The sequence below is a fragment of the Staphylococcus sp. 11511212 genome, assembly GCF_011394755.1.
In the GTDB taxonomy this organism is placed as follows: domain Bacteria; phylum Bacillota; class Bacilli; order Staphylococcales; family Staphylococcaceae; genus Staphylococcus; species Staphylococcus chromogenes.
In genome coordinates this window covers 94,482-120,869 of sequence record NZ_JAANBQ010000010.1, presented here as the reverse complement: position 1 = coordinate 120,869, position 26,388 = coordinate 94,482, and the positions used below count along the sequence as shown (strand labels likewise).

The 26,388-nt window shown below is 40.6% G+C and carries 13 protein-coding genes and 1 pseudogene; 4 read left to right on the top strand and 10 right to left on the bottom strand.

Annotation, left to right across the window (positions count from 1 at the left end):
• On the bottom strand, positions 1-3,789 hold a 3,789-nt coding region (locus tag G8Y84_RS08580), incomplete at its 3' end, for an Ig-like domain-containing protein (RefSeq protein WP_165806290.1).
• A 405-nt stretch (positions 3,790-4,194) separates the two neighbouring features.
• Here G8Y84_RS08580 and G8Y84_RS08575 point away from each other — a divergent pair.
• Complete coding sequence (locus G8Y84_RS08575; RefSeq protein ID WP_037577339.1) at positions 4,195-5,325, top strand: PucR family transcriptional regulator; 1,131 nt, start codon at positions 4,195-4,197, stop codon at positions 5,323-5,325.
• 144 nt (positions 5,326-5,469) lie between these two features.
• Here G8Y84_RS08575 and G8Y84_RS08570 read toward each other — a convergent pair whose 3' ends face one another.
• Positions 5,470-14,493, bottom strand: a complete 9,024-nt coding sequence (locus G8Y84_RS08570; protein ID WP_165806289.1) for a Rib/alpha-like domain-containing protein — start codon at positions 14,491-14,493, stop codon at positions 5,470-5,472.
• 611 nt (positions 14,494-15,104) lie between these two features.
• Between G8Y84_RS08570 and G8Y84_RS08565 the strand changes: the two genes are divergently transcribed.
• A complete protein-coding gene (locus G8Y84_RS08565) occupies positions 15,105-15,506 on the top strand; it encodes a hypothetical protein (protein ID WP_233650143.1) in 402 nt (133 codons plus the stop codon).
• Between the two features lie 41 nt (positions 15,507-15,547).
• Here the strand turns inward: G8Y84_RS08565 and G8Y84_RS08560 are convergent, their stop codons facing one another.
• The 6 genes and pseudogenes from G8Y84_RS08560 to G8Y84_RS08535 form a co-directional block, all read right to left on the bottom strand.
• On the bottom strand, positions 15,548-15,931 hold the full coding sequence (locus G8Y84_RS08560) for an NUDIX hydrolase (protein ID WP_037575866.1): 384 nt from the start codon (positions 15,929-15,931) through the stop codon (positions 15,548-15,550).
• A 70-nt stretch (positions 15,932-16,001) separates the two neighbouring features.
• Complete coding sequence (locus tag G8Y84_RS08555) at positions 16,002-17,153, bottom strand: FAD/NAD(P)-binding protein (protein WP_105996980.1); 1,152 nt, start codon at positions 17,151-17,153, stop codon at positions 16,002-16,004.
• A 117-nt stretch (positions 17,154-17,270) separates the two neighbouring features.
• Positions 17,271-18,128 carry an NAD-dependent epimerase/dehydratase family protein gene (locus G8Y84_RS08550; protein ID WP_105996979.1) on the bottom strand — a complete coding sequence of 286 codons (858 nt, stop codon included), beginning with the start codon at positions 18,126-18,128 and terminating at the stop codon, positions 17,271-17,273.
• Positions 18,128-18,277: pseudogene (locus G8Y84_RS08545) on the bottom strand (sugar transferase); the annotation flags it as partial. The pseudogene G8Y84_RS08545 and the gene G8Y84_RS08550, both read right to left, overlap by 1 nt.
• 33 nt (positions 18,278-18,310) lie before the next feature.
• Entirely contained in the window at positions 18,311-19,765 is a 1,455-nt protein-coding gene (locus G8Y84_RS08540; RefSeq protein ID WP_105963356.1) for a hypothetical protein, read from the bottom strand.
• A 234-nt stretch (positions 19,766-19,999) separates the two neighbouring features.
• Complete coding sequence (locus G8Y84_RS08535) at positions 20,000-20,884, bottom strand: SDR family oxidoreductase (protein WP_105996977.1); 885 nt, start codon at positions 20,882-20,884, stop codon at positions 20,000-20,002.
• Positions 20,885-21,012: 128 nt separating this feature from the next.
• On the opposite strand from G8Y84_RS08535, the gene G8Y84_RS08530 reads away from it, so the two are divergent.
• The gene (locus G8Y84_RS08530; protein WP_165806288.1) at positions 21,013-21,213 is read left to right on the top strand and encodes a VraH family peptide resistance protein; all 201 of its coding nucleotides are present in this window, start codon (positions 21,013-21,015) and stop codon (positions 21,211-21,213) included.
• Positions 21,214-21,632: 419 nt separating this feature from the next.
• On the opposite strand, the gene G8Y84_RS08525 is transcribed toward G8Y84_RS08530, so the two are convergent.
• A complete protein-coding gene (locus G8Y84_RS08525) occupies positions 21,633-22,775 on the bottom strand; it encodes a dicarboxylate/amino acid:cation symporter (RefSeq protein ID WP_105963354.1) in 1,143 nt (380 codons plus the stop codon).
• 226 nt (positions 22,776-23,001) lie between these two features.
• Complete coding sequence (locus G8Y84_RS08520; RefSeq protein WP_107366318.1) at positions 23,002-24,126, bottom strand: hypothetical protein; 1,125 nt, start codon at positions 24,124-24,126, stop codon at positions 23,002-23,004.
• Positions 24,127-24,381: 255 nt separating this feature from the next.
• On the opposite strand from G8Y84_RS08520, the gene G8Y84_RS08515 reads away from it, so the two are divergent.
• Positions 24,382-26,382, top strand: a complete 2,001-nt coding sequence (locus tag G8Y84_RS08515; RefSeq protein ID WP_105963352.1) for a catalase — start codon at positions 24,382-24,384, stop codon at positions 26,380-26,382.
• The last annotated feature ends 6 nt before the right edge of the window (positions 26,383-26,388 follow it).

Genomic DNA, 26,388 nt, shown 5'->3' with positions numbered 1-26,388 from the left:
TGGTGTAGAAACGTTACCGTTGTCATCTTCCACTGTCGCAGTAATGATGTCACCTTCAGTTAATGTTGTTGTCGGTGGTACATCTACTGTCCATGTGCCATCTTCTCCAACTGTACCTGTAACTACATCTCCGTTAGGGAACGTTACTGTTACTGTACCACCTGGCTCATTTGATGTACCTGTTACTGTTCCGTCATTTGGTTGTGGATTGTTCACAACTGGTGCGTCTGGCGCAATCGTGTCAGTTACTGTTCCGTTACCTGGCGTTGACGTATTTCCGTTATCATCAGTGATAACCGCTGTCACAACTTCGCCTTCTTCTAATGTTTCTGTTGGTGGTACATTTACTGTCCAAGTACCGTCTTCTCCAACTGTACCTGTCACGACTTCTCCGTTAGGGAATGTCACAACTACTGTTTCACCTGGTTCTCCTGAACCTGTTACTGTACCATCGTTTGGTTGTGGATTGTTCACAACTGGTGCGTCTGGTGCGATTGTATCAGTCACTGTTCCGTTACCTGGTGTAGAAACGTTACCGTTGTCATCTTCCACTGTCGCAGTAATGATGTCACCTTCAGTTAATGTTGTTGTCGGTGGTACATCTACTGTCCATGTGCCATCTTCTCCAACTGTACCTGTAACAACATCTCCGTTAGGGAACGTTACTGTTACTGTACCACCTGGCTCATTTGATGTACCTGTTACTGTTCCGTCATTTGGTTGTGGGTTAGTTACAACTGGTGCGTCTGGTGCGATTGTGTCAGTTACTGTACCACTACCTGGTGTTGACGTGTTTCCATTATCATCTGTGATTGTAGCAGTGATAACCTCACCTTGTTCTAACGTTTCAGTTGGTGGTACGTTTACTGTCCATGTGCCATCTTCGTCTACTGTACCTGTCACGACTTCTCCGTTAGGGAATGTCACAACTACTGTTCCACCTGGCTCATTTGATGTACCTGTTACTGTTCCGTCATTTGGTTGTGGGTTAGTTACAACTGGTGCTTCCGGTGGTGTTGCCACTGGTGTGTCCGTTACTGTAATTGGTACTTCAACACGATCTTGTGAACCATCAACATACGTTACGATAACTGCTGCTTGGATTGGGTTACCTGGTGTCGTTGGTGTATCAACATTTGGTACAACTTCCCAATTGTAAGTCGCATCTGGAGGTAATTCTCCAAGGTTAGTAATACCATCACGTGGATCTGGTGTGACGCCCACTGGTGTTTCAATAGGTTGACCTACTGGTGTAAAGTTATCTGCAGTTTGAGGTGGTGCGTCTGGTGTTTCAATGCTTGGGTCGATTTCGTCAACGATACCATCTCCATCAACATCCATTGCTTGGTAGTAACCTGTGCCTGCTGTATTTGGAATGATTTCATTTTTACCATTCACTAAGTAACCTGTGAAACCAAAGTTTTCATCACGGTTTTGACCTAAAACATCATTAATTGAAACGCCATCTTTAAGCGTTGCTACAACACGTACTTTAGCCGGTTGGATTAAGCCTGGTCTAAAGTTTAACTGACGAGAATCAACGTTAATCATTACTGCGTCTAAGCTCATGTAACCTTGACCTGGTTGTAATTCTACATCTGGAACTGTGTATGCATCTTTGTCAGGTGCACCGTCACGTGTATCGTTCCATGTTGTGCCTGTTGTGTACGCAGATTCAATTGAAGTACCATTATTGTAACGATATTCAAAGTTGTTCCAACCTTGGTTTTTCGTTAATGAAGATTCATTTGCAAAACGATCGCTTAGTTCAGTACTTGCTGTCCAATCGACACCATTTTCGTCTAAGTAATGAATTTCAACATCGTCAATATATGGTAATAGACGTGGATCAATTTCAAAATTATATGTCCAGTCACGGTTTGGTTGCGCGCCATATCCATTTAATGTACCATTTGATGATTTTGTGAAATATTGGTCAAATACGATACCACCATTGTTACCCGCTTGCGCTTCATAACGTGTAATCGCACCTGAACCTGTAAACCAGTTACGTTCTGTAAGTGCTGTCGCTTCAGTTAACGTATCTTTTTCATCTTGTGCCACTTGGAAGTAATTTGTACGGTCAGTTGTATTAACAATTTGTCCTTCTTTTGTCAATGTATATGTTCTGAAGGCTAAATCTCCATTTTGTAATAATGGATCATTCGCAAATATGTTTTCTACTGTATCACTTAAGTTGATTGTTGAACTACTTACTTGTGAAACAGACGGCTGGTCTCCAAGGAATACTGATGTTTCTCCATCAGAATAAGCTAGGGCGTTGAATGAACGCATTTTCCAAGTGTTTGTTAGTTCACCTTTCGCATTTACAACACGTTCCCAAACAAATGGACGATCTGGTGATGCACCTGCTGCTGTTGAAGCAATATTACCATCAATTGAAGTCACATATTGTGCGATACGTTCATCTAATTCGATGTATGTTTCCATACCTGAATTAACTCGTACTAGGTTGAATACAGCTGATAAATCAAAATCAATAGTATTATCTGCACGTGATTCAGTTGAACTTAAATCTTCTAAATTTGGTACGATGTGTACATCTTCTTCAGTACGAGTAAAGTTGTTTTCCGCTGAATAAGGGACGCCTGAGTAGCTAACACCATCTTTTTCATAAGCATAGCTTACGTAAATAGGTGCTAATACTTCGTCTGTTGTACCATCCGCATAAGTTGCAACAACTGTTGCTAATTGGTTACCGACACGTTGGAAGACATTGTTATCTTTGAACGTGTATTGCGTATCTGCTGGAAGTTCAGCTGTGTTCGCAATCGCTTCTGTTGCATCGCCTAATGTACCATAACGATAGTTTGTAGGGTCTTGTTTCGCATAAGGTTGGTAAGTAGCATTATCTGCTAAAGCTGTCTCAGGTGTAACAGCTGCACGGAAAGCAGTTGTACCATAAGTTACAGAATCAATATCAGATAATGCAGATGTTTGACGACGATCTAGAGGTGTTGCCTCAGTTGCCGTCGCATTTTGTTGAGCAACTAAACCATCTATTAATGCCGCTTGTAATTCTTCTGGTGTTAAATTGTTATAGTCTAAATTTAAATCACTCACTAATGTTTCTGCTTCTGTTGATGATAATGATGTTGTATTCGCAACATAGTCAACAGCAGTTGCTTCACTAGTAATGGCCGGTGCATCTACTGCAGGTGATTCAGTTGCAGGTGTAGATGACTCTGAAGGTGCTTCTTGAGTTGAATCAACTGGTGCACTTTCAGTAGATGGTGCTTCTGAAGTCACTTCATTTGAAGTTGTTGCTTCTTTTGAAGGTTGTTCAGTTGTTGCAGGCTCAACAGTTGCTGGTTCTGTTGTTGATGATTCTGTTGTCGTTGGTTCTGCTGATGCAGGTTCTGTCGTCGCTTCTTCAGTTGAAGCTGGTGTTTCAGTTGAATCTGCAGGTTTCGTTTCAGATGTCGCTTTCTCTGCAGTTGCTTCTTCAGTTGTTGTTTCAGTAGTAGATGTTTCAGTTGTTGTTGGTTCTGTTGTTGCTTCTGTAGAAGTAGCTTCTGTTGTTTCTGTTGGAGCAGTTGGGGCTACCTCTGCAGTACTCGCTTCCACAGGAGAGACATCTAATGCTTTAGTTTCAGTAGTAGATGATGCACTGTCTGCTGGAGCTTCCTCAGCTTGTGCGTCATTTTGTGCACCGAATAACAGAATGGCTCCCACTAAAATAGAAGCTGTACCTACTGTAAATTTACGAATAGAGTACTTATTCTGACGATTCGGTAAGAAATCAAGACGTTTGTTTGATTTTTTCATAGAGTCGATGGGTCTCCTTTAACAAATTGTTTTTGCCCCCTACTTAATTATTTTAAAAACTATAAGTAGGACAACATAGTTTTAATTTAACATAAATGTTCGTCAAAGTTGACAACGGGCTATTATATTTTTAAATTTACTTAATAAATAAGATTATTGACTCTATTAAAAATAATGTTTACCCTCAATGTTTTAGGGCTATTTAAAGTATTGAAGGTATCAATTTGAATACAAGACAATTGTATAAATGCACAAAGGGTAATGGGCATATTATTCAACCTTTCAATCTCTAAATGTTACTATATTGCTATGATTTATATATATATTTTTTGATTGATGAACAATACTAGCAAACAAATATTTAGAAAATACAGATTTTGTTTTAGACAGGGGATGGAAACTTCAATGAGAAAAGAATATTGGGCACATAAAGCACTCAAAAAAACAGCATCTATTATTAAGAAGGATATTCTTATCACCAACCAAAGCGGTCAAGTAATTGATGCCTCAAAAGCAGAATTTTTAGGACATACACATAAGGCTGCGCTCCATTCAATTCAACGAAATGTACCCATTGAAATAGAAGAAGAAGATATGAAATTTTGGCAAACTGAGACGCCATGCATTGTTGTACCCTTTGAACATGAAGGGGTCGCTTATGGTACAGTTATCATTTTAGATCATCCTGACGTTGTGCGAGACTATTCTCATTTACTCAAACTGAATGCAGAATTTATCATTACACAAGAAAAAGAACGAGAAGAAGAACATCACTTCCAATTATCTCGTACTCAAATGTTATCGCACATTATTTTTAACCAAGACCGTCAAATTCAAAGTTACAATCGAAAAGGTCTTCTTGAACAATTAGGTTTAAATGAAACTTTCACTGTCGGATTAATTCAAATTCATACAATAAGTAAATCAAAAATTAAACATTTACGACAGTCGCTTAATAACTGGAAACTCCCTAACGATGATGTGATTGAAATCACGCCACAAGACTACATCTTTATCTTTAAAACCAATAAAAATCGTGGCACGACGTTACAAGATATCAAACACTTTATAGAAACACATCAACAAGATGAAATTTTAAACAAATCTTTGATTACGTTAGGTTCCATGAATACTGGGATTCATGGTTTGATACAGTCTTACAATGAATCCATTTCTCTTCAAAAACTGATTCGTAGTTTAGACATAACTGAGGGCGTTCATACGTATAAAGAATATGAATTGGAAACCATTTGTCGTAATATTAGTCACTATACGCCGAGTAATGAAACGTCACTCGTCACGAACTATAAAAAATTGCTGAATTTTGGTGAGGATAAGTATTTAAACGAAACGGTGGAAGCTTATTTTCGAAATCATGGAAAGCTGGTTAAAACAGCCAACGATTTATATATCCATCGCAACACACTGAACTATCGGATTAAAAAAATACATGACATTACAGGTTGGGATCCGAATACTATCGATGGCATTGTATTATTGCGCATCGCTCAGTTACTCTATAAAAAAACGAAATAATATGACTAAGGACGCTTTGTCAACAACATCAGTTGATGAAGCGTCCTTTTTCTACAAAAATAACGGCTAGTGAACCACTCACGCACCATTAAAAGTATAGAACCAAAAAAGAGGCAGCCGCAGCTACCTCTTTTTATATCCTTCTTATTTTGTTTCTTTGTCTTGTTTTTTGCGTCTAAATAACAACAGACTACCTAATGCGGCAAACAATCCACCTAATAAAATTGGTGATGTTTTTTCTGAATTTTGACCTGTTTCAGGTAATTCATGCTGACCCGCTTTTTCAGGCGCATGTTCTTTTTGAATTGTCGTTGGTTTTGAAACCTGTCCTTGATGATTGATTTCTACTATATTAATACGTTGTTCTGGTTGATTTTCAATATTTTTAGGAATTGCGACTGACCAAGAACCATCTTTTTTCACTGGAACTGTTGTCACAGAGCCATTCGGCCATGTCACACAAATTGAATGACCTGGTGTCGCATGTTCTCCCGTAATCGTGTCTGTATTTGGTGTCGAAGGAACATGTGGTGTTGGACTTGGTAATGGTGTCTCAGATTTTTCACCTACAGTAATAATGATTTGTACAACCTCTGTTGAACCATCTGGATAATGCACGATAACTTCTGTCACAATCGATGTTCCTGGTTGTGCATTATTTGGTGGCGTCACTGTGAGTTCTCCTGTAGTTTCATCTACTGTAATGTTCCAACCACTAGGGACATGTGGCGTAACTTCATATTTTGTGCCATCTGGCATATTTGAATCACCATTTTGTGGAATATGAATTGTTTCACCTGGTTTAGCAACGCCATCATGATAACCTGGATTATTTTGTTCAGCTTGAGAAACCCCTGTTGTTACAGTAACTGTTGTATGATCTTGTGATCCATCTGGATACGTCACTGTCACCGGAACTTCGACTGTGCCTGGTGTTGTACCATCTGGTAATGTTGATGGATCATCAACTGTTACTACTGGTTGATCTCCTGTTGGTGGGAAGTTTGGTACAGTCACACTTCCTGTTACATCATCCACTGTTGTTGGAGTGCCATTTGGTTTTTCTACCGGTGTTGTTGTCGGTTCGTAAGTGTTCGCTTGTGGCTCACCTACTGTCACCGTCACTGTCGTATGATCTTCTGAACCATCTGGGTACGTTACTGTGACTGGAACATCTACTGTACCTGGTGTTGTTTCGTCTGGCAATGATGATGGATTATCTACCGTAATCACTGGTTGGTCTCCTGTTGGTGGGAAGTTCGGTACAGTCACGCTTCCTGTGATATCTTCAGTCGTGGTTGGTGTTCCATTTGGTTTTTCCACTGGCGTTGTTGTCGGTTCGTAAGTGTTTGCTTGCGGCTCACCTACTGTCACCGTCACAACTGTATGGTCTTGGGAACCATCTGGGTACGTCACTGTCACAGGTACTTCGTATGTTCCTGGTGTTGTTCCGTCTGGCAATGATGATGGATTATTTACCGTAATCACTGGTTGGTCTCCTGTTGGTGGGAAGTTCGGTACAGTCACATTTCCTGTTATATCATCAGTCATTGTTGGTGTGCCAAATGGTTTTTCCACTGGTGTTGTTGTTGGCTCATTTGTAGTCGCTTGGGATTCTCCTACCGTTACAGTGACTGTTGTGTGATCCTCTGAACCATCTGGGTACGTTACCGTCACTGGAACTTCATACGTTCCTGGCGTTGTACCGTCTGGTAATGATGTTGGATTATCTACTGTTACTACCGGTTGATCTCCTGTTGTCGAGAAGTTCGGTACAGTCACATTTCCTGTGATATCTTCAGTCGTTGTTGGTGTGCCGTACGGTTTTTCCACCGGTGTTGTTGTTGGCTCATTTGTAGCCGCTTGGGATTCTCCTACAGTGACTGGAACATTAATCATATCTTGTGAACCATCTGGATATGTCACAATGACTGGAACATTAAATGTTCCTGATTGTGAACCATCTGGTAACGTCGTACCACTTGGAATCGTATACGTTGGCTGATCTCCTGTTGTCGGATAATTTGGAACCGTCACGTGATCTAATACTTGGTTATCTGTTGTCGGTGTACCATAAGGATTATCGACAGGTGTAGCAGTTGGTTCATATTGCGTCGCTTGTGTATCACCTGTATTTACTGTCACTGTCGTATGATCAACTGTGCCATCCGGATATGTCACTGTCACTGAAACGTCGACTGTACCTGGTGTACTTCCATCTGGTAAGGATGATGGGTTATCTACCGTAATCACTGGTTGATCGCCAGTTGTTGGGAAGTTCGGTACCGTCACTTGAGCAACGACTTGTTCTTCAGTCGTCGGTGTGCCATATGAATTGTTGACAGGACCTGTAACTGGTTCATATTGAGTTGCTTGTGACTCACCTACCGTTACTGTCACTGTTGTATGATCTTGCGAACCATCTGGGTACGTCACTGTCACTGGCACGTCATATGTGCCTGGTATTGTACCGTCTGGTAATGTTGATGGATTATCTACCGTTACAACTGGTTGGTCTCCTGTTGTTGGATAACCTGGAACCGTCACACTGCTTGTAATATCTTCAGTCGTAGTTGGTGTGCCGTACGGTTTTTCCACTGGCGTTGTTGTCGGTTCATAAGTTGTCGCTTGGGCTTCTCCTGTTGTGACTGGCACTGTGATCTTATCTACAGAACCATCTGGGTACGTTACTGTTACAGGTACATCGACTGTGCCTGGCGTTGTTCCATCTGGTAATGATGACGGATTATCCACTGTAATGACAGGTTGGTCTCCCGTTGTTGGGTAACCTGGAACTGTCACACTGCTTGTAATATCATCCACTGTTGTTGGTGTGCCATATGGATTTTCCACTGGCGCTACCGTTGGTTCATTTGTTGTCGCTTGGGCTTCTCCTGTTGTGACTGGCACTGTAATTTTATCTACTGAACCATCTGGGTACGTCACTGTCACTGGTACATCCACTGTACCTGGAATTGTGCCATCTGGTAATGATGATGGGTTATCTACAGTAATGACGGGTTGGTCTCCTGTTGTTGGATAGCCTGGGATTGTCACATTGCCAACCACATCCGCTTCTGTTGTTGGCGTACCATATGGCGTATTAACAGTTGTAACAGTTGGATCGAATTGTGTTGCTTGAGATGTACCGACTGTCACTGGAACTGTCACATGGTCCGTTGTACCGTCTGGGTACGTTACCGTCACTGGTACATCATATGTGCCTGGCGTTGTTCCATCTGGTAATGTTGATGGGTTATCCACTGTAATCACCGGTTGGTCTCCCGTTGTTGAATAACCTGGAACCGTTACACTTCCTATAATATCGTCAGTCGTTGTTGGTGTGCCGTATGGTTTTTCTACCGGTGTTGTTGTTGGTTCATATGCTGTGTTTTGTGGTTGTGCACCTACGACAACTGGGACTGTAATATGATCTGTCGTGCCGTCTGGATATGTTACCGTCACGGGAACGTCATATATGCCTGACGTACTACCGTCTGGTAAGGTTGATGGGTTATCCACTGTGATGACCGGTTGGTCTCCTGTTGTTGGGTAACCTGGAATTGTTACTTTGCCCATGACATCTGTTTCTGTTGTCGGTGTGCCATATGGCTGATTCACTTGTGATGTCACTGGTTCATATTGGTTATTTTGTGGTTCGGCGTCTACTGTGACTGTCACAATGATTGAATCTGAAGTGCCGTCTGGATACGTCACTAACACAGGGACTTCAAACGTACCTGAAGTATAACCTGTTGGTAGCGTATTTGGATCAATCGCATTGATGATAGGTTGTTCTCCTGTCGTTGGATAACCTGGGATTGTCACATGACTAATCATATCTTGATTTGTCGTTGGCGTACCGTATGGTTTATTGATTGGTGTTGCGGTTGGTTCGTAAGTGACCGCTTGTGAGTCTCCTGTTGACACAGAAACTGTCACGTAATCGACTGAGCCATCTGGATATGTGATGGTTACAGGAACGTCCACCGTACCAGTGACACTACCATCAGGTAAAGCGGCTGGATTATCAACTGTAATCACAGGTTGAGGGCCTGTTGAAGGATAACCTGTTACTGTGACTTCACTTGTCACTTGTGCTTCTGTTGTCGGTGTGCCATATGGGTTATTCACGACCCCTGCCGTCGGATTATACGTTGACGCTTGAGATGGTGTCACCGTAACTGGAACCGTAATATGGTCTTGGGAACCATCTGGGTAAGTGACCGTAACTGGTACTGTATAATTTCCTGCTGTTTGACCATCTGGAAGTGTAGTTGGATCATCGACTGTAATTACAGGTTGTTCTCCTGTCGTTGGATATTCAGGAATCGTGACATTTCCTATCACTTCATCCGCTGTTGTTGGTGTACCAAATGGTGTTTCAACAGCTGTGGCCGTTGGTTGATACGTTGAAGCTTCTGTTGGACCTACTGTGATAGGTACTGAAATATGGTCTTGGGAACCGTCAGGATATGTGACTGTCACTGGGACATTATAGTTTCCTGGTGTTTGGCCGTCTGGAAGAGTTGTTGGATCATCAACGGTAATTGTTGGTTGATCTCCCGTTGTTGGGAAATTAGGCACTGTCACAGTACTAACAACATCCGCTTCAGAAGTTGCGCTGCCATAGTTTTTATCAATTGGTGTGGATGTCGGTTCATATGTGACCGCTTGGGCATCTCCCACTGTGACTGGAACATTGATTGTATCAGTTGTACCATCTGGATAAGTGACCACGACTGGAACATTAAACGTACCTGATTGCGTACCGTCCGGTAAAGTCGCGCCATCTGCGAGTGTATAGCTTGGTTGCGCCCCGTTCGTTGGGAAACCTGGAACTGTGACGTTACCTAAGACTTGATCTGACGTCGTCGCTGTGCCATACGGATTAGAGATTGGCGTTGCGCTCGGTTCATATGTGACGGCTTGGGCATCTCCTACTGTTACAGGGACATTAATCGTATCTTTTGAGCCATCTAGATAGGTCACAACGACAGGAACATTAAATGTACCTGATTGTGTACCGTTCGGTAAAATTGCGCCATCTGCGAGTGTATAGCTTGGTTGCGCCCCGTTCGTTGGGAAGCCTGGAACTGAAACATTACCTAAGACTTGGTCTGCTGTAGTCGCTGTACCATAAGGGTTAGAAATCGGTGTCGCTGTTGGATCATACTGTGTCGCTTGCGGTTGTCCCACATTTACCGGCACTGTGATATGGTCAACTGAACCATCTGGGTACGTCACTGTCACTGGGACATTGTAAGTGCCTGGTGTTTGACCATCTGGTAATGATGACGGATTATCCACTGTGATTGTCGGTTGTACTCCTGTTGTTGGATATCCTGGAACGGCCACATGACTTACGACATCGTTTTCAGTTGTTGCCGTACCAAAAGGTGTATCTACAAGTGTTGACGTTGGATCGTATGTGACGGCTTGGGCGTCTCCTACTGTTACAGGTACCGAAATTGTATCTTTTGAGCCATCTGGATAGGTCACAACCACCGGAACATTATAAGTACCTGATTGCGTGCCATCTGGTAAAGTCGCTCCATCTGCAAGTGTATAGCTTGGTTGTGCGCCTGTTGTTGGGAATCCAGGAACAGTAACGTTAGTTAATACTTGATCTTGCGTCGTTGGTGTACCGTATGGGTTCGTCACAGCAGTGGCTGTTGGGTCATATTGTGTCGCTTGCGTATTACCTGTTGTCACAGGTACTGTAATTTGATCTGTCGAACCATCTGGATATGTTACAGTCACTGAAACATCGACTGTGCCTGATGTTTGCCCATCTGGAAGTGTAGATGGATCATTCACACTAATTACAGGTTGCGGACCTGTTGTTGGATAACCTGGAATAATCACTGCATCAACAATTTGATTTTCTGTCGTAGGTGTTCCAAATGGATTATTCACTTGGTCTCCTACAGGTTGATAGGTTGTCGCTTGCGGTTGTCCTGTTGTCACTGGCACTATGATTTGATCTGTCGTGCCATCTGGATACGTCACGGTTACTGGCACATCCACTGTTCCTGGTGTTGTTCCATCTGGTAACACTGTTCCCGCTGGAATCGTATACGTCGGTTGTGATCCTGTTGTTGGGAAGCCTGGAACTGTAATTTGATCTGTTGAACCGTCTGGATACGTCACAGTCACGGGTACGTTCACTGTCCCTGGTGTTGTCCCATCTGGTAATTGTGATGGATCATTCACAGTAATCACAGGTTGCGGACCTGTTGTTGGGTAACCTGGAATCGTTACATTGCTTGTCACCTGGTCTGCAGTTGTCGCCGTTCCATATGGATTATTGACAGGTGTCACCGTTGGATCAAACTGTGTCGCTTGCGGTTGTCCTGTTGTCACTGGCACTGTAATTTGATCTGTTGAGCCATCTGGATACGTCACAGTCACGGGTACGTTCACTGTCCCTGGTGTTGTCCCATCTGGTAATTGTGATGGATCATTCAAAGTAATTACAGGTTGTGGCCCTGTTGTTGGGTATCCCGGAATCGTTACATTACTTGTCACTTGGTCTACGGTTGTTGCAGTGCCGTATGGTGTGTCCACTGGTGTTGCTGTTGGATTATAAACTGTCGCATCCGGTGCTTTGACTGTCACTGGCGCATAGACTGTTTCACGAGAACCATCCGGATATGATACAACCACAGGAACATTATAACTTCCTGGTGTCACTGTAGCATCGGGTGCCACTGTAATAGACCCATCGGCATTGACCGTTGCCCATGTTGGCACATTATTTCCTGATTCATAAGATATCCCTGCTGGTAAAGCCGTACCATCACTATTTAATGGTGTATTCACGACTAAAGTTTGTCCTTGAGAGACTGTTGTTGTTGGATAAGTCGGTTGATATGTCGCTGAATTTTGATCCACTTGAACAATCAAAGAATCCGCCGCAATATCGTTGTCACCTGAAACGATATAAACTGTGTAAACTTCCCCTGACTTCGCATTTGTAGGAATTGTAAAAGTCCCAGCGGCTTCGGCTTGTTGTTCTGTTGTCACTTGTGCACTTCGTTGAACGACATTACCCGCTGAATCTCGCCATTCGACATACGTTGGGAGTGGCGAAAGTGCTGTAGTCGTTACATCAACATAAGCGACATCTCCTGGTTTTGCAGGATTGGCAGTCACATCAAAGTTCGTAATATTAATATTCGTAAGGTTCGTACCGACGACCGCAAAATTGACATTCACCCATGCATGTCTCACAGGTCTCACGTATGGTGCTGTTTGCGGAGTGAACGATAAGTTTGCGTCTGCTGGGCGGAATAATGGTGTTGTAAATGCCGAATATGATTTGACTAGGTTTCCTTTAGGGTCTAACACATAGCCGTAAACATGATTTAAATCAAGTGCTCCAGAAGGAAATCGTAAAGTATAATTTCCATTGGCATCCGTATAACCTGTCACTGTCGCTGAAATGTACTGTGGGTTGGCTTGTAATAATGTACGTGCTGCTGCAGTTTGTTGGTCTTTCGGTAAACTATTTACATAGGCGTCATACGCTTTAGCACCTTCAGCAGTTAAAGAAGACATCACAACTTGGTAACCCTCACCAGCGACATCAGAAGGTGCGTTATAGTTCGGTCCCGTTGATGAGTTCGCATAGTCTCCAGCCCCTGACTCTATCCAAACTTTACCACTGATAAAGTCATTCACACTTGTGGTTGTCGATGGATTTGTTAGAGGTCCTTGATTATCGACAATCCAATTGTCCGTTGTCATATAATTATTTGTTGGCACGATGGACATAAATATCCCTGTACGTTGCATGTTTGTTCCTATTAAGGGAAACTGTCCTAAGTTACTACTTGTGACTGAATTAACAAATGTATTAGGATAAAAGCCACCCGCTTGACGTAACATCGTTGCCGTGTTGCCATTCGCCGTCGTAAAATCATTAATCCATAAACGGTAATATTGACCATCAATGGCACGATACGTATGACTAGTACCATTAGCATCGACCCAAGGTTCGCGCAAGTCAAAAGCATACGCACCTGGACCTACCTGACTCCCATCAACTGAACTAAGTTGGTTCGTTGTACTCGCTTGATAAATTGGAGAAACTGCGCCATCCGTATCAATCCACTGCATGTAGACAGGTGTACCTTCTGGAACAGGCGTTAATCCATTAGCCATTGTCGATGGTGTTCCTGAATCAATCAGCCAAGCTCGACCTGAAAGCGTATTCGCTGCATTTGTCGCATCAGTCGCTGATTTAATATAACCATTCGCAATCGCATCTGCAGTGATAATGTTATTTTGTTCTGCGGCTACATCAATTGTTGCAGGTGCGACTGCTGTCGCTGCCATAGGTGCTGCTGCACTCATTAGCGAGAAGTTACTAAGCGTGGTAGATGATGGCGTACTAGTAGATGTTGACGTAGATGTAGCTGTTGTTGACGCGGTGCTTGCTGATGCGGTGCTCGTCGATGTCGAAGTAGCGACTGTTGATGACGTCGCGCTTGTTGAAGCTGATGTATCTGCAATGGATGTTGATGTTGTTGTATTTGTTGAGTCTGTCGATTGTGTTGTACTATCCGCTGTAGTCGATTGTGCGGTACTTGCGGATGTTGATGTGTCTGTTGTCGATGTTGATGTTGTTGTATTTGTTGAGTCTGTCGATTGTGTTGTGCTATCCGCTGTTGTCGATTGTGCGGTATTTGCGGATGTTGATGTGTCTGCTGTCGATGTTGATGTTGTTGTATTCGTTGAGTCTGTCGATTGTGTTGTGCTATCCGCTGTTGTCGATTGTGCGGTACTTGCGGATGTTGATGTGTCTGCTGTCGATGTTGAGTTTGTTGTATTTGTTGAGTCTGTCGATTGTGTTGTGCTATCCGCTGTTGTCGATTGTGCAGTGCTTGTGGCTGTTGATGTAGAATCTGTCGTATTTGTGGAAACTGTTGTTGTATCTGTCGTTGCCGGCTGAGCTGTCGTATCAGAGGCAGTCGTTGTGCTCGTTGCAGGTGGTGTTGTCGTTTCAGCCGCTTTAGCATCGTGATCAATACCAAATACTAATGTGGCCCCGATTAAAATGGATGTCGTCCCAACTGTAAATTTACGTATTGAATATTTATTTGCTCTATTTGGTAAATAATCATAACGTCTCGAACGCGTTTTATTTTTTTGGTCATGCAAAAAATTCCTCCCCAATTATATCTCTCTATAATTGTGTCTATTTATATATTACAAGTTATAAGTCTACCACTTCTTATTTAAAAATCACCGTTAATGATTATTGTTAAACTTATTTGTTCTTTCTAAAGAATGGATTATACACGCTTATAATTGTTTTATAAGTTGATATATGTTGAATTCTAACTAATATATAGAGGCATTCGATTATTTTATACTTTGTCGTGTTGCACAATTATTTGGCGCTATTTTTTCTAATAACAACCCAGACTATTCTTTACATTGTCTTAATATTCTTTAAAAATATTTTTATCATTTACCCATTTGTTTTAACAAAACCTTAAAACATTGATTTAACAGTCTTATTATAGAAACAAAATCACAAATGAGCACAACTAAATATTTTAGATTATTTAGTTTCGGAAACTTTTACTTTAAAAGTGAGTTGTGCACGCTTATTCAAATGCACAACATAATTTTCTAGATACCTTGAGACAGCCAAACTAAATTTTTTCTCATTTATAGGTCTTGATTCTTCGCTTATTTAATGTATATATAGCGTTTTTTGACAATCTATAGTATCTTTAAAAAAAGTGATTCGAGGTGACAGATTAATGTTGCGAAAATTAAAAAACGTGATTTATACCGTCATGGACAAATTAGGGCATAAAGTCATGAATACGATATTCATTATTGCGTTCATTTTGCTTATTTTGTTCATTGGAATGGGAACGGTCATTCCTGAACTTAATCGTCAAACGTATGAAGGAAAAATTGTTCAAAAATATGCTGAGAATCATAGTGTCACGACAGGGAAAACGTATTTTATAGAAGTTCAACAAGGTAACAAAACAATAAAAATTGAGAATGCCGATATTTTATTACGCCAAAAATTTGATAGTGAAGATATTCAAAAAGAAATTAAAGAAGGACAATCTGCTAAAATTGAAACAATTGGCTTTAATGCGCCTCAATGGGGCTTGTATCCGAATCTTACGCATATTGAACAAAAATAGCACAACGCGAACATTGCTAGAATCACAATGTTCGCGTTGTGCTATTTTTCATAGTGTTTGATCCACGCTAATACCGCTGGGGCGATACGTGCTTCATCCTCCATAGCTACCCAATCGATATGTGTAATTTCAGAATCAATAGAGACCTTATCCCAATCGATCGGCTGACATGTGCGAAAACCATTCAGCTCGGTCGTTTCATTCGGCTGAGGATACGCAGGCCCCACCACTGTACCTATATATTCAAGGTCTGCTTCAGTTAAGTCAAGTTGAAGTTCTTCTTTGAGCTCTCGAATGAGCGCGGCTTCTAAAGTCTCTCCCGGATCAATTTTGCCTCCTGGAAAGTACATCTTCTCGCGATGTCTCACTTGGACGAGTCGCAATGCATGGTCACGACGCTCCACCAAACATACACAACGTATCATGTGAACGACTCCTTTTCAATCGAATCTTTTCTTCTTCATGATACCGTAATGCTCTCCCACACTTCAAAACTTAACTTGCGAGATGCTTCGCATCATTTTGAAAAGCCTCTCCAATGCGTAATGCGGCTTGTCGACCTCCCATAATATTGCGCGCAAACGGTCCCAGTTCTAAATCCGCCATCATTCCCGCAACATATAAATTCGGCAACCATTCGAGTTCTGTCGTCGTTTTAGGAAACTGCCCAACACATTGCGCCTCTTTCATCGCACATAAGCGACGCATCAAGGGTTGTTCCATGACATCGTATTTAAATCCGGTTGCTAAAAGGATACGATCAAATGGCACCCGCTCTTTTTCTGTGATGATATGATGCTTCTCACAAGCGATAATTGGGTCTTGATGTACAACTAATCGCCCTTCTTGTTGATAATGTTTCAATGACATAATCATATCTCTTGGCATCGAGCCTTTATGACGCTCTTTTTGATTGATTTTAATCCGCATGGCCATATCTGTTTCTTGATGAAACCCGCGCATATTTTTAGGACCTAACCACGCAGGATCCGCATCAAAAGCAAACATCTCAAAATCTTTTTTCATCCATAAATGAATTGTTCGCTCAGAATGTTCTGCTAGAAGCTTTAACGCCAAATGCCCTGCAGATATTCCGCTTCCCACGACATGGGAGGCTTCATAACAAGGCGCCATCTTCGCATCATGAATATGCATGACGTCTTTAACATTTTGAAATATTTCAGGAATAAAGGGATGGTGATGTGTGCCCATCGCCAAAACAACATGATTTGCCTCTAACCATGCGCCATTTTCTAAGCCAATCGACCATATGTGCCCTTCTCTTTTGATATCCACCGCTGCTTGTTGAATATGACATGCCTCTAAATGATACGTCTCAATCCAATGACGGGTGTGGTCGAAAAACATATCCAAACGTGGCCGTTGATGTCGTCCTTTAAACGGTTGAGCATAGTTTTCGTCACGTGCAAAGTTTTTTAAATCAAACGGTGCGGGATGACAATGATGCACAATCGGCGACCGTAAATAAGTCATACCAATACGCGTTGTTTGCATCTCAAACTGTGCCATTAAATGGTCATGTGGATCAATAATATGTAAATTGTGTTCAGAAAGCCCTAACGCTCTCAAATGTATCGCAATGGTCGTCGCTTGTACGCCACCACCAATAATTACCCATTTCGACATAAATCTACCTCACTTACAAATCGTAATAATTACGTTTTATAAATGATAATCGATTTCAATTAGAAATGCAAATCAAAAAAGCCTAAAACCTTTTTCCCAGGTTTTAGACTCTTCGGTTTATTGATGATTAAGGGTCAATGCCATGACGGTATAAAAATCTTTTTGGGGATAATCCAGACTCACTTCATCTATATGCAGATCATATTTTAAATTCCCATATAATTTACGAGCAATCCCTACACGATTTAAACTTTTTATCAAACGATTCGGTAGAGGTATCGTGAGTGTTTTTTTGCCTTGTATTTTTCGTATCGTTTGAATGACACGTGTCGTGTTTAAATCAAACCCATCTTGAGGATGATAAACTCCTCCGTTTTCACTTTGAATTAAAGTCTCTACAAATTGTGTGAAATGCTTAATAAAAATGGCACTTCGCTGATTTTGAATATCTGGAATAATAGGAAGTCGTTTCGCTACTTTTTCTAATCGACTAAAGTTTCCAGGTGCTCCCGGTCCATAAATCATAGGCGGACGTAAATGTGCCACTTTAAATTCAGCACTTGCGAGTTCATTGAGTGCCCCTTCAGCGTACCATTTCGAAATGCCATAAGCCGTACGCGGTTGTATTGGTGTTTCTGACGTGATCATCACAGGTTTCCCTACTTGACCCGTCAGACCATAGACATTCGCTGTACTCATAAAAATAAACTGTTTTACACCTGAAGCTTTCGCCTTTTGCGCAATGTTTTTAGTGAGTGCATAATTTACTTTCATATAGTCTTCCATCGTGGCATCTGGCTGATTATTGTGCACTAATGCGGCCGCATGAATCACGACGTCTACCTGAGACCAGTCTTCTTGTTCCCACGCATTTGTTTTCACATCCGTTCTTAAGATGCGATATTTCCCACCTAAATCTTGTGCCAAATGATTAGCAACATAGCCGTTTTTTCCAGTAATTAATAGGGTTTTCATTAGTGACTCACACCCTCTGATTTGATAGTACTTTTTATCGTTTTATAAATAATATAAATATCTAAAAGTGCAGATTGATTTTCTAAATACCAACGATCATAAGCAACTTTTTGATCATCTGTAATATCATCTCGCCCCATCACTTGCGCATAGATATAACACAAATTGATAACTTTAAAACATCATTTGAAGTTTAATTTTACATATTCTGGAACGCCCCAATAGGTTTTGAAAATATTTGTCTTTTTTTGGTCATACGGGGAAGAGTGTTGCATGAAAGATTCAAAAGGCAACCGTTCAACTGTGTACGCGGTCATATGATGATCATCTTGTAACGCTGTTTCTAGCGCTTGGATACGGTTGGTTTGCGCAACAAAAATGGTACTAAAAATGACGATAAGTCCTAACGCCATACTACAAGTGAGACCCACCACAGCACGATGAGGTCTAAAATTCATCCGCGAAAACAACGCCATCGTGATAATGACGTAAATCATATACACCGCATAAAAATTACGGGGACCAATCGGCTGCACAATTAAGAGCGGTGCCACCATCACCGGAATTGCCCATAACAGTATTAAACAATAACGTTTTAGACGACACGCAGGCAAAACGTTCATTAAGGTCATATTCAGCGCCACGTAATAAATGAGTGCAACAATAACATTTGTAATGGCCACTCCGACATCTTCATTTTTTGTTTCAAAATCAAAAGGTATCCGTACGAGAATTGTGTAGAGCGGTGCCGAAAGAAGCCCAGCAATAAGTAGACATTGTTTTGATTTTGTCATGGCACTTTGTTGAATAAATAGCACTAAAATAATGGCCAGAATCGATAAAATAATAATGGGCTGAAAAATCATTTTATCCGGAAACTGTGAGCCAAAGGTCCCTATCATTTTCACCCAAATCCCGTACTCATCATCAGAGACTTTTTGATAATTTGAGCGCCCCGCAAAAATATTTAAATAATTAGGATTCATAAACATAGTAAACGCGCCTATAAGTGTACTCACCCCTACCGCAATCGCTCGAGTTGGAATATGTTTATATTTATAAAACAAACCTATGAGTAAAAAGCTAACAATAGCAACATTAAATAGTGTCATATTTTCCATAAACCATTGCCCTAACAGTGCGACAGTCACCCAAGCGAAAGTTTCTGTACGTGTTAAGTGCCATCCTTCAAATAGTTTCAAACTGCATCGCAAAATGTAGAGAGAACACAGTGTGGCTGGCACATAATTGTAAAATCCCGCAAACCAACCATAAATTTGACTGTAAATAGTCGTTGGAATCATGAGGATGAACATAAAAATAGTTAGATAAGTAAAACTCCGCTCACATTCTTGGCGTTTCATATCTACAATATATTGAAAAATTATGCGAATGATGAGTAGCGCAAAGACACTATAGGTTATATAACGAAATAACGGTAGACGCACCGCAATAATTTCAAGTAGATTTCCTAAATAACGGCCGTTCAATGATTGAAACCCTTCATTTAACATTTTGATGCCATAGGGGTTCGCCCACTGAAGATCATCATGAATTAAAGGTGTCAACATACTCATAATCAAGTAAAAAACAAAAATACCAATGAGTACCCATTGATAACGTTTGATTGCCCACATGACGCATCTTCCTTTTCTTTCATTTGGGCATAGTATATTATAAAAATTTAGCTTAATCTATTCAAAATAACCTCTATAACCATTTTTTAATCTTAGCTTAAAATTCACTTCACACCCTTTACATATTTGTGAAAAAGACAATCACAAGTGCGATAAAAAAGCCCTCAAAATTTATACTCAGATAAATTTTGAGGGCGCTCTATTCACTATAGGTGGAGACTGTTAAACTGTATATTAATTGATAGGTGATCCACCAGTAATACCATACACTTGTCCTGTGATGAAGCTTGCATTTTCAGATGCTAATAAGACATAAACATCTGCAAGTTCTACCGGTTGTCCTGCACGTTGTAAAGGCTCTTTTTGACCAAAGTTAGGAATATTTTCTTGAGGTTGGCCTCCACAAATTTGTAATGGTGTCCAAACAGGACCTGGTGCAACCGCGTTCACTCGTATACCTTTAGGTCCAAGTTGTGCCGCAAGTCCCTTAGTTAAAGAAATATTACATGATTTCGTCATCGCATAATCTAATAAATGCGCGCTAGGTTTCACACCTTGAATAGAAGACGTAATAATAATACTTGAGCCTTCGTCCATATAATTAAGCGCTTCTTGAATAGAATACACATTAGAGAAAACATTCACTTCGAATGTGTCAGTGAGTTGTTGTGAGGATAATTTTTGGATATCGTATTCATATTGTTGCATGCCTGCATTGAGAACTAAAATATCTAAACCACCCAATTTTTCATGCGCATCTTTGACCATTTGTTTAGCGTAATCTGCATCACGTAAATCTCCAGGAAGTAACACAGCTTTGCGTCCTGCTTTTTCTATAACAGCTTTCACTTCTTCAGCATCTGACTGTTCATCCGGATGGTACGCAATTGCAACATCTGCCCCTTCTTTCGCATAAGCAATGGCAGCAGCACGTCCAATGCCTGAATCTCCACCAGTCACAAGGGCTTTTCGATCTGTCAGTTTGTCAGATCCTTTGTATGTTTCTTCGCCACAATCAGGCACAGGTGTCATTTTACTTTGAATACCTGGATAAGGTTGAGGCTGTTCTTCAAATTTTTCATTGTAAAATTGATTTAAAGGATTTTGTTTTTTAGCCATTTATTCTCCCTCTTTCCTTCTATTTTGATATCACTTCTATTCCCGTTCATTCATATAAGAAACGTTGGCCGATACATGTTATAATAGAAGCAATCCAATCAAATACGTTTTTTATAGGAGGACAAATGATGTCTATCAAACAATTTTTCGAAGGCATGATGAACTATCAATGGACATTAAAAGAAATTATTTTCGTTGCGTTGTATACCATCTTCTTCAGCATGGCGGTAACCCCATTTATCGGCATTCCTCTCGGCATTGCAATTTTTTATTACTTCCATATCTCAGAAGAAGAAAAACAAGCGATGCGCAATCGCTCACGTTATTAGGAGCAACATAGGATGAAATCGTAGTGGCCACGTTTAAAGCGAGTCCGCTTCCAATCGTTTGATTCATTTGTACTGACTTTCATGTTCATTGTTCCTAGTTATTTTTTAGGTTTTTTTGTAGGTATTTCAATCAGTTTTATTTATCATCTATCGTCTTTTCACAAGTCCATCGAATAAACAATGAAAGGTTGGATCACATGTCTATAAATGAACTCATTCAAAAATTGATGAATTACTCCTGGTCACTGACTGACGTTATTTTTTTAGTGTTTTATCCTACTTTGTTCTCTATTTTACTCGGGCCCATCATCGGGATACCTGCCGGCATTGTTTTTTTCACCATCATGTTTATCGTTGATAAGGAAGATCAGTAAAAATAAACACGTACAGCTTTTCAAGTTGTACGTGTTTATTTCGTATTATTTCTTATATCCCAATCGATCCACAATGGCTGATATAGCGCCGTCACCAGTAACATTCGTTGCCGTACCGAAACTATCTTGTGCCATATATAAGGCAATCATCAAACCAATGGCCGCTTCATTAAATCCTAAGATAGAACCTAAAATACCACTGGCTGCCATGACTGACCCTCCTGGAACACCGGGTGCGGCAATCATGATAATGCCTAACATGAATATAAACCCAATCATCGTCGGCACACTCACTAATGATAAACTTGGTAACACAATCATCGCCGCAACTGAACAGCTGACAAGCGTAATCGTTGAACCTGATAAGTGAATCGTCGCAAGTAATGGTACACTGAAGTCAGCTAAGGCAGGTGTGACTTTATTTTGCTTTGTCTGCTTTAATGTAACAGGAATCGTTGCCGCACTACTCATTGTTCCTACTGCTGTAAAGTAAGCAGGAAGCATGTTTTTTAACATGGCAAACGGATTACGTCGATTTAATACGCCCGCAATTGTGTATAACACACATAACCATATCCAATGCAGTAAAATCGCAATTACTAAGACAAGACCGAAAACTTTTAAAATGCTAACGACAGTACCTTGTGCAGTCATTTCTGCAAAAATTGTTGCGATATAGACCGGTAAAAATGGGATAATCACTTTTTCGATAAGTACTTCTACAATACGTTGTCCTTCATCAATCATTTTAACGATCGTTGTCGCATTGACCGCGTGTGCAATAATACCAAACGCGAAAGCCGTGATGAGTGCGGTTAACACACCCATTAATGGTTCAAATTCAAAAGTAAAGAAGGGTTTAATTTCCGGCGGTTCCCCAGGTACCTTGCCACCCGAAGCAATCAACGGCATCAATATGTATGCGACAGTAAGCGCAATTAATCCTGCGATAATCGTCGATGTATAAGCGACGCCTACAGTTAAACCAACCAAACGTCCTGAACCTTTTCCAAGGGACGTAATCCCTGCGGCAATAAAGAAAAAGATAATGAGTGGAATAATATAATTGATCACTTGTCCAAACACACCTTTGACCGTGACGAGTAAGCGATGAAGCACTTCAATATCCAAAAGTCCAATCGCTATCCCTAAGACTATCCCCGCTAATAATTTTCCAACTAATTTCATAAAATAATAACCTCCCCTTAAACGAATAAAACACGCATGACGGTGAATCCCCTCACAAAATGTAATGGTGTTAGGTATCATTTTGCGGTATAAATGTATTAAAGGCAACATAATTTTCCAAGTATTTTAACATTTTTTTCATAATGTTATCTTAATATAATAATGAATAAAAAAGACCTTTATTATCCGTCGCTCATACCGATAATAAAGGTTTCTTCATCAAATATTATTGTCTTGTCTGTCGCAAGTTTTCACGGATTTTTATAAAGGCTTGCCAGTCCGCTTCACTATAGAGCGCAATCTCATAACGTTCAAGTTGTTGTAGAACGTAATTTTTAACTTCTTCTGGCATATACGTCAGGACACCAGGATAATAGCGTTCATAAAAATCTAACCGATAGTTTGCAATCCATTGTTCGGCGGCCTCAGGAATATTTTGAACTAAATACGACGCATATTCACGCCCACGATGTTTTAAAATATATAAGGCCAAAAAGTCTAATTTCATAGAGTGTCCCCATAAAATGCCTGTCGGTTGAATAGGCTTTTTATCTAGTGGTAGCCCTAAGCGTTTAAGATCATTTTCGATTTCGACTAAGAGGTGTTGTTGCGTAAGAACTTCTTGTTGCGAAGTTCTTACGGCGCGGATTGCTTCGTTTAATTCATCTCCCCAACGTTGACATGCAATTTTTGTATGGCCCACAGCGGTTAACCCTAATGTATGTGGCAAATTAACCATTCCGGCAATGGCTTGCTCAGCTTCTATTTTTGTCATGTTGGCCGTCATCGGGTCAAGTTGGAGTCCGGTAATCATATAGCTCGTGTTGAAATAATCTTTATATAAAATAGTCCCAATCGCGTAATAATCTGAGGTAATCTCTGGAAAATGCGTGTCCATCACATTGGTTTTGACAATGCGACTGTTCCATCGATCAAACATATCGTACATATGTATAGATTCTTTACCAAAATCGAGAGAGACTTTATTTGTTTCACCTGGTGTCAATGTTAATGCAGATAAATTAGCCACATCTCCATTGAAATTGATGGTTTTCACTTCATTACTAATCATTTTATTTAAATTCCAAAAGCGTAAACCCGTACTACAAATTAACGTCGCACCTGTACGTTTCTCGATTTCTGTTTTTGTTTTTGTCGAGACTTTAAATGCCATCTCGATTTCGTCATAGTATTGCCCACATAGTGCCCCTAATGCCTCAGCGACTAAATCATTTCTTACATCTATAGGGTCAGCCATTTCAAAACGAATATCTCCCATATGAACATCGTCATAATAATGCGCTTGAATAAACCCTTGTTGATTGATGATATCATCAAACGTAATTTTCATTACACACGTCTCCTTAAATTTTCCCCATCTTTATTTTAACGTAAGATTGTAAATTTTTAATGAAAACGACCGGAAAAGTAAGCATTTCTTTAAATAAATCATTTCATCTTAGTTAGGGTGTTTCACATATAAAGGATTTAACAATCTTGATGACTATCATAAAAAGTCGTCATCCGTGTTTTAAAAATTCATACTTATGGTATAGAGAAACGTCTCGTTTTTACGAAATTTTCGAAAGAAAGGGGTACATCAGAGATGACAAACAAAAAAGATAAAGATTTAGAAGCATTTCGCAAAAATAATGACGGCCAAGCAATGACGACAAACCAAGGTCTTAAAGTGTCTGAAGATGAAAATACGTTACGCGCAAGTGACCGTGGCCCAAGTTTACTTGAAGACTTTCACTTTAGAGAAAAGATGACACACTTTGACCATGAACGTATTCCAGAACGTATCGTACATGCGCGTGGTTACGGTGCCCATGGGGAATTCCAAGTGTATGAAGATTTATCTGAGTATACGTATGCTGACTTTTTAACACATCCTGACAAAACAACACCTGTGTTTGTGCGTTTTTCAACTGTCCAAGGTTCTAAAGGATCTCCAGATACAGTGCGCGATGTGCGTGGGTTTGCGACTAAGTTTTATACGGATCAAGGGGTATTTGACCTTGTCGGCAACAATATACCCGTCTTTTTCATTCAAGATGCGATAAAATTTCCTGACTTAATTCATGCGGTTAAACCTGAGCCTCATAATGAAATTCCACAAGGCGGCTCTGCCCATGATACATTTTGGGATTTCTTTGCGCAAAATCCTGAATCAACACATACTGCAATGTGGGCGATGAGTGACCGTGGTATTCCTAAAAACTTCCGTCAAATGGAAGGCTTCGGTGTGCATACGTTCCGCTTAATTAATCGAAAAGGCGAAGCGCACTTTGTGAAGTTTCACTGGAAACCAAAACAAGGGTTAGAATCAATGGTTTGGGACGAAGCGCAAATTGTTTCTGGTAAAAATATTGATTTCCATCGTCAAGATTTATTTGAAGCGATTGATAAAGGCGATTATCCTGAATGGGAACTCGGGCTTCAAATTATTCCAGAAAGTGAAGAATTCCGTTTTGATTTTGATATATTAGATCCAACTAAAATTTGGCCAGAAGATGAAGTTCCTGTCAAAATTGTGGGTAAAATGACTTTAAATCGCAATGTCGAAAACGTATTTGCTGAAACGGAACAAGTTGCCTTTCACCCAGGTCATATTGTTCCAGGGCTTGACTTTACGAATGATCCTCTTTTACAAGGACGATTATTCTCATATACGGATACACAAATTTCACGCCTAGGTGGACCAAATTTCCATCAAATTCCTATCAATCGTTCTGTCAGTCCTGTGCACAATAACCAACGTGATGGCATGCATCAAATGCATATTCATCAAGGACAAACGTCATACCACAACAATGCCCTCAACCACAACGACCCGCATGAAACACCTGTGGAAGACGGTGGTTTTGCGCATTATCAAGAAAAAGTCGAAGGACATAAAATTCAAAAACGTAGCGAAAGTTTTAAAGATTACTATACGCAAGCTCGTCTTTACTTGAATAGTTTAACGGAACCTGAATTTAATCATACGGTTGACGGCTTTTCATTTGAACTTGGTAAATGTCAAAGCGTGATGGTAAAACAAAATGCGGTAAATCAACTGAATAAAGTTTCTAGAAAACTGGCTGAACGTGTAGCCGAAAATATTGGCGTTCAAGTACCAGAAGAAAACGAAGAAGTTCAACTTGAACAATCAGACAGTCAGTTAACGATGGAAAAATTTGATCGTCCGCTTCGAGGTCATTCTGTCGGTATCGTTGTCGATGGCAACATCAATGCGGACACTTTAAAATCCTATGCAAAAACAATGGCTGAGCATCATTTAAATTATGCGTTCATCTCTGATAAACCTCAACATATTGAAGAAGACTTTGGCATTACAGAAACATTCGACACTGTTCATCCGACATTATTCGACAGTTTAATTGTCCTTTCTGACACAGAAGACATTTTCAACAAAACTGAAGAATTTGCTGAATTAACTTATCAACATTTTAAACCTTTAGTCCTATCTGAAACAGCTGCTAAAGGCTTAGCACAAAGTCGTGTTCAGACGTCTCAACCTGGCGTTTTCGTTTCTGACCAACCTGAAACGATTGTCGAAGCTTTTGAACGTCCACGCTATTGGGACAGAGGCGAACTATAAACTTTT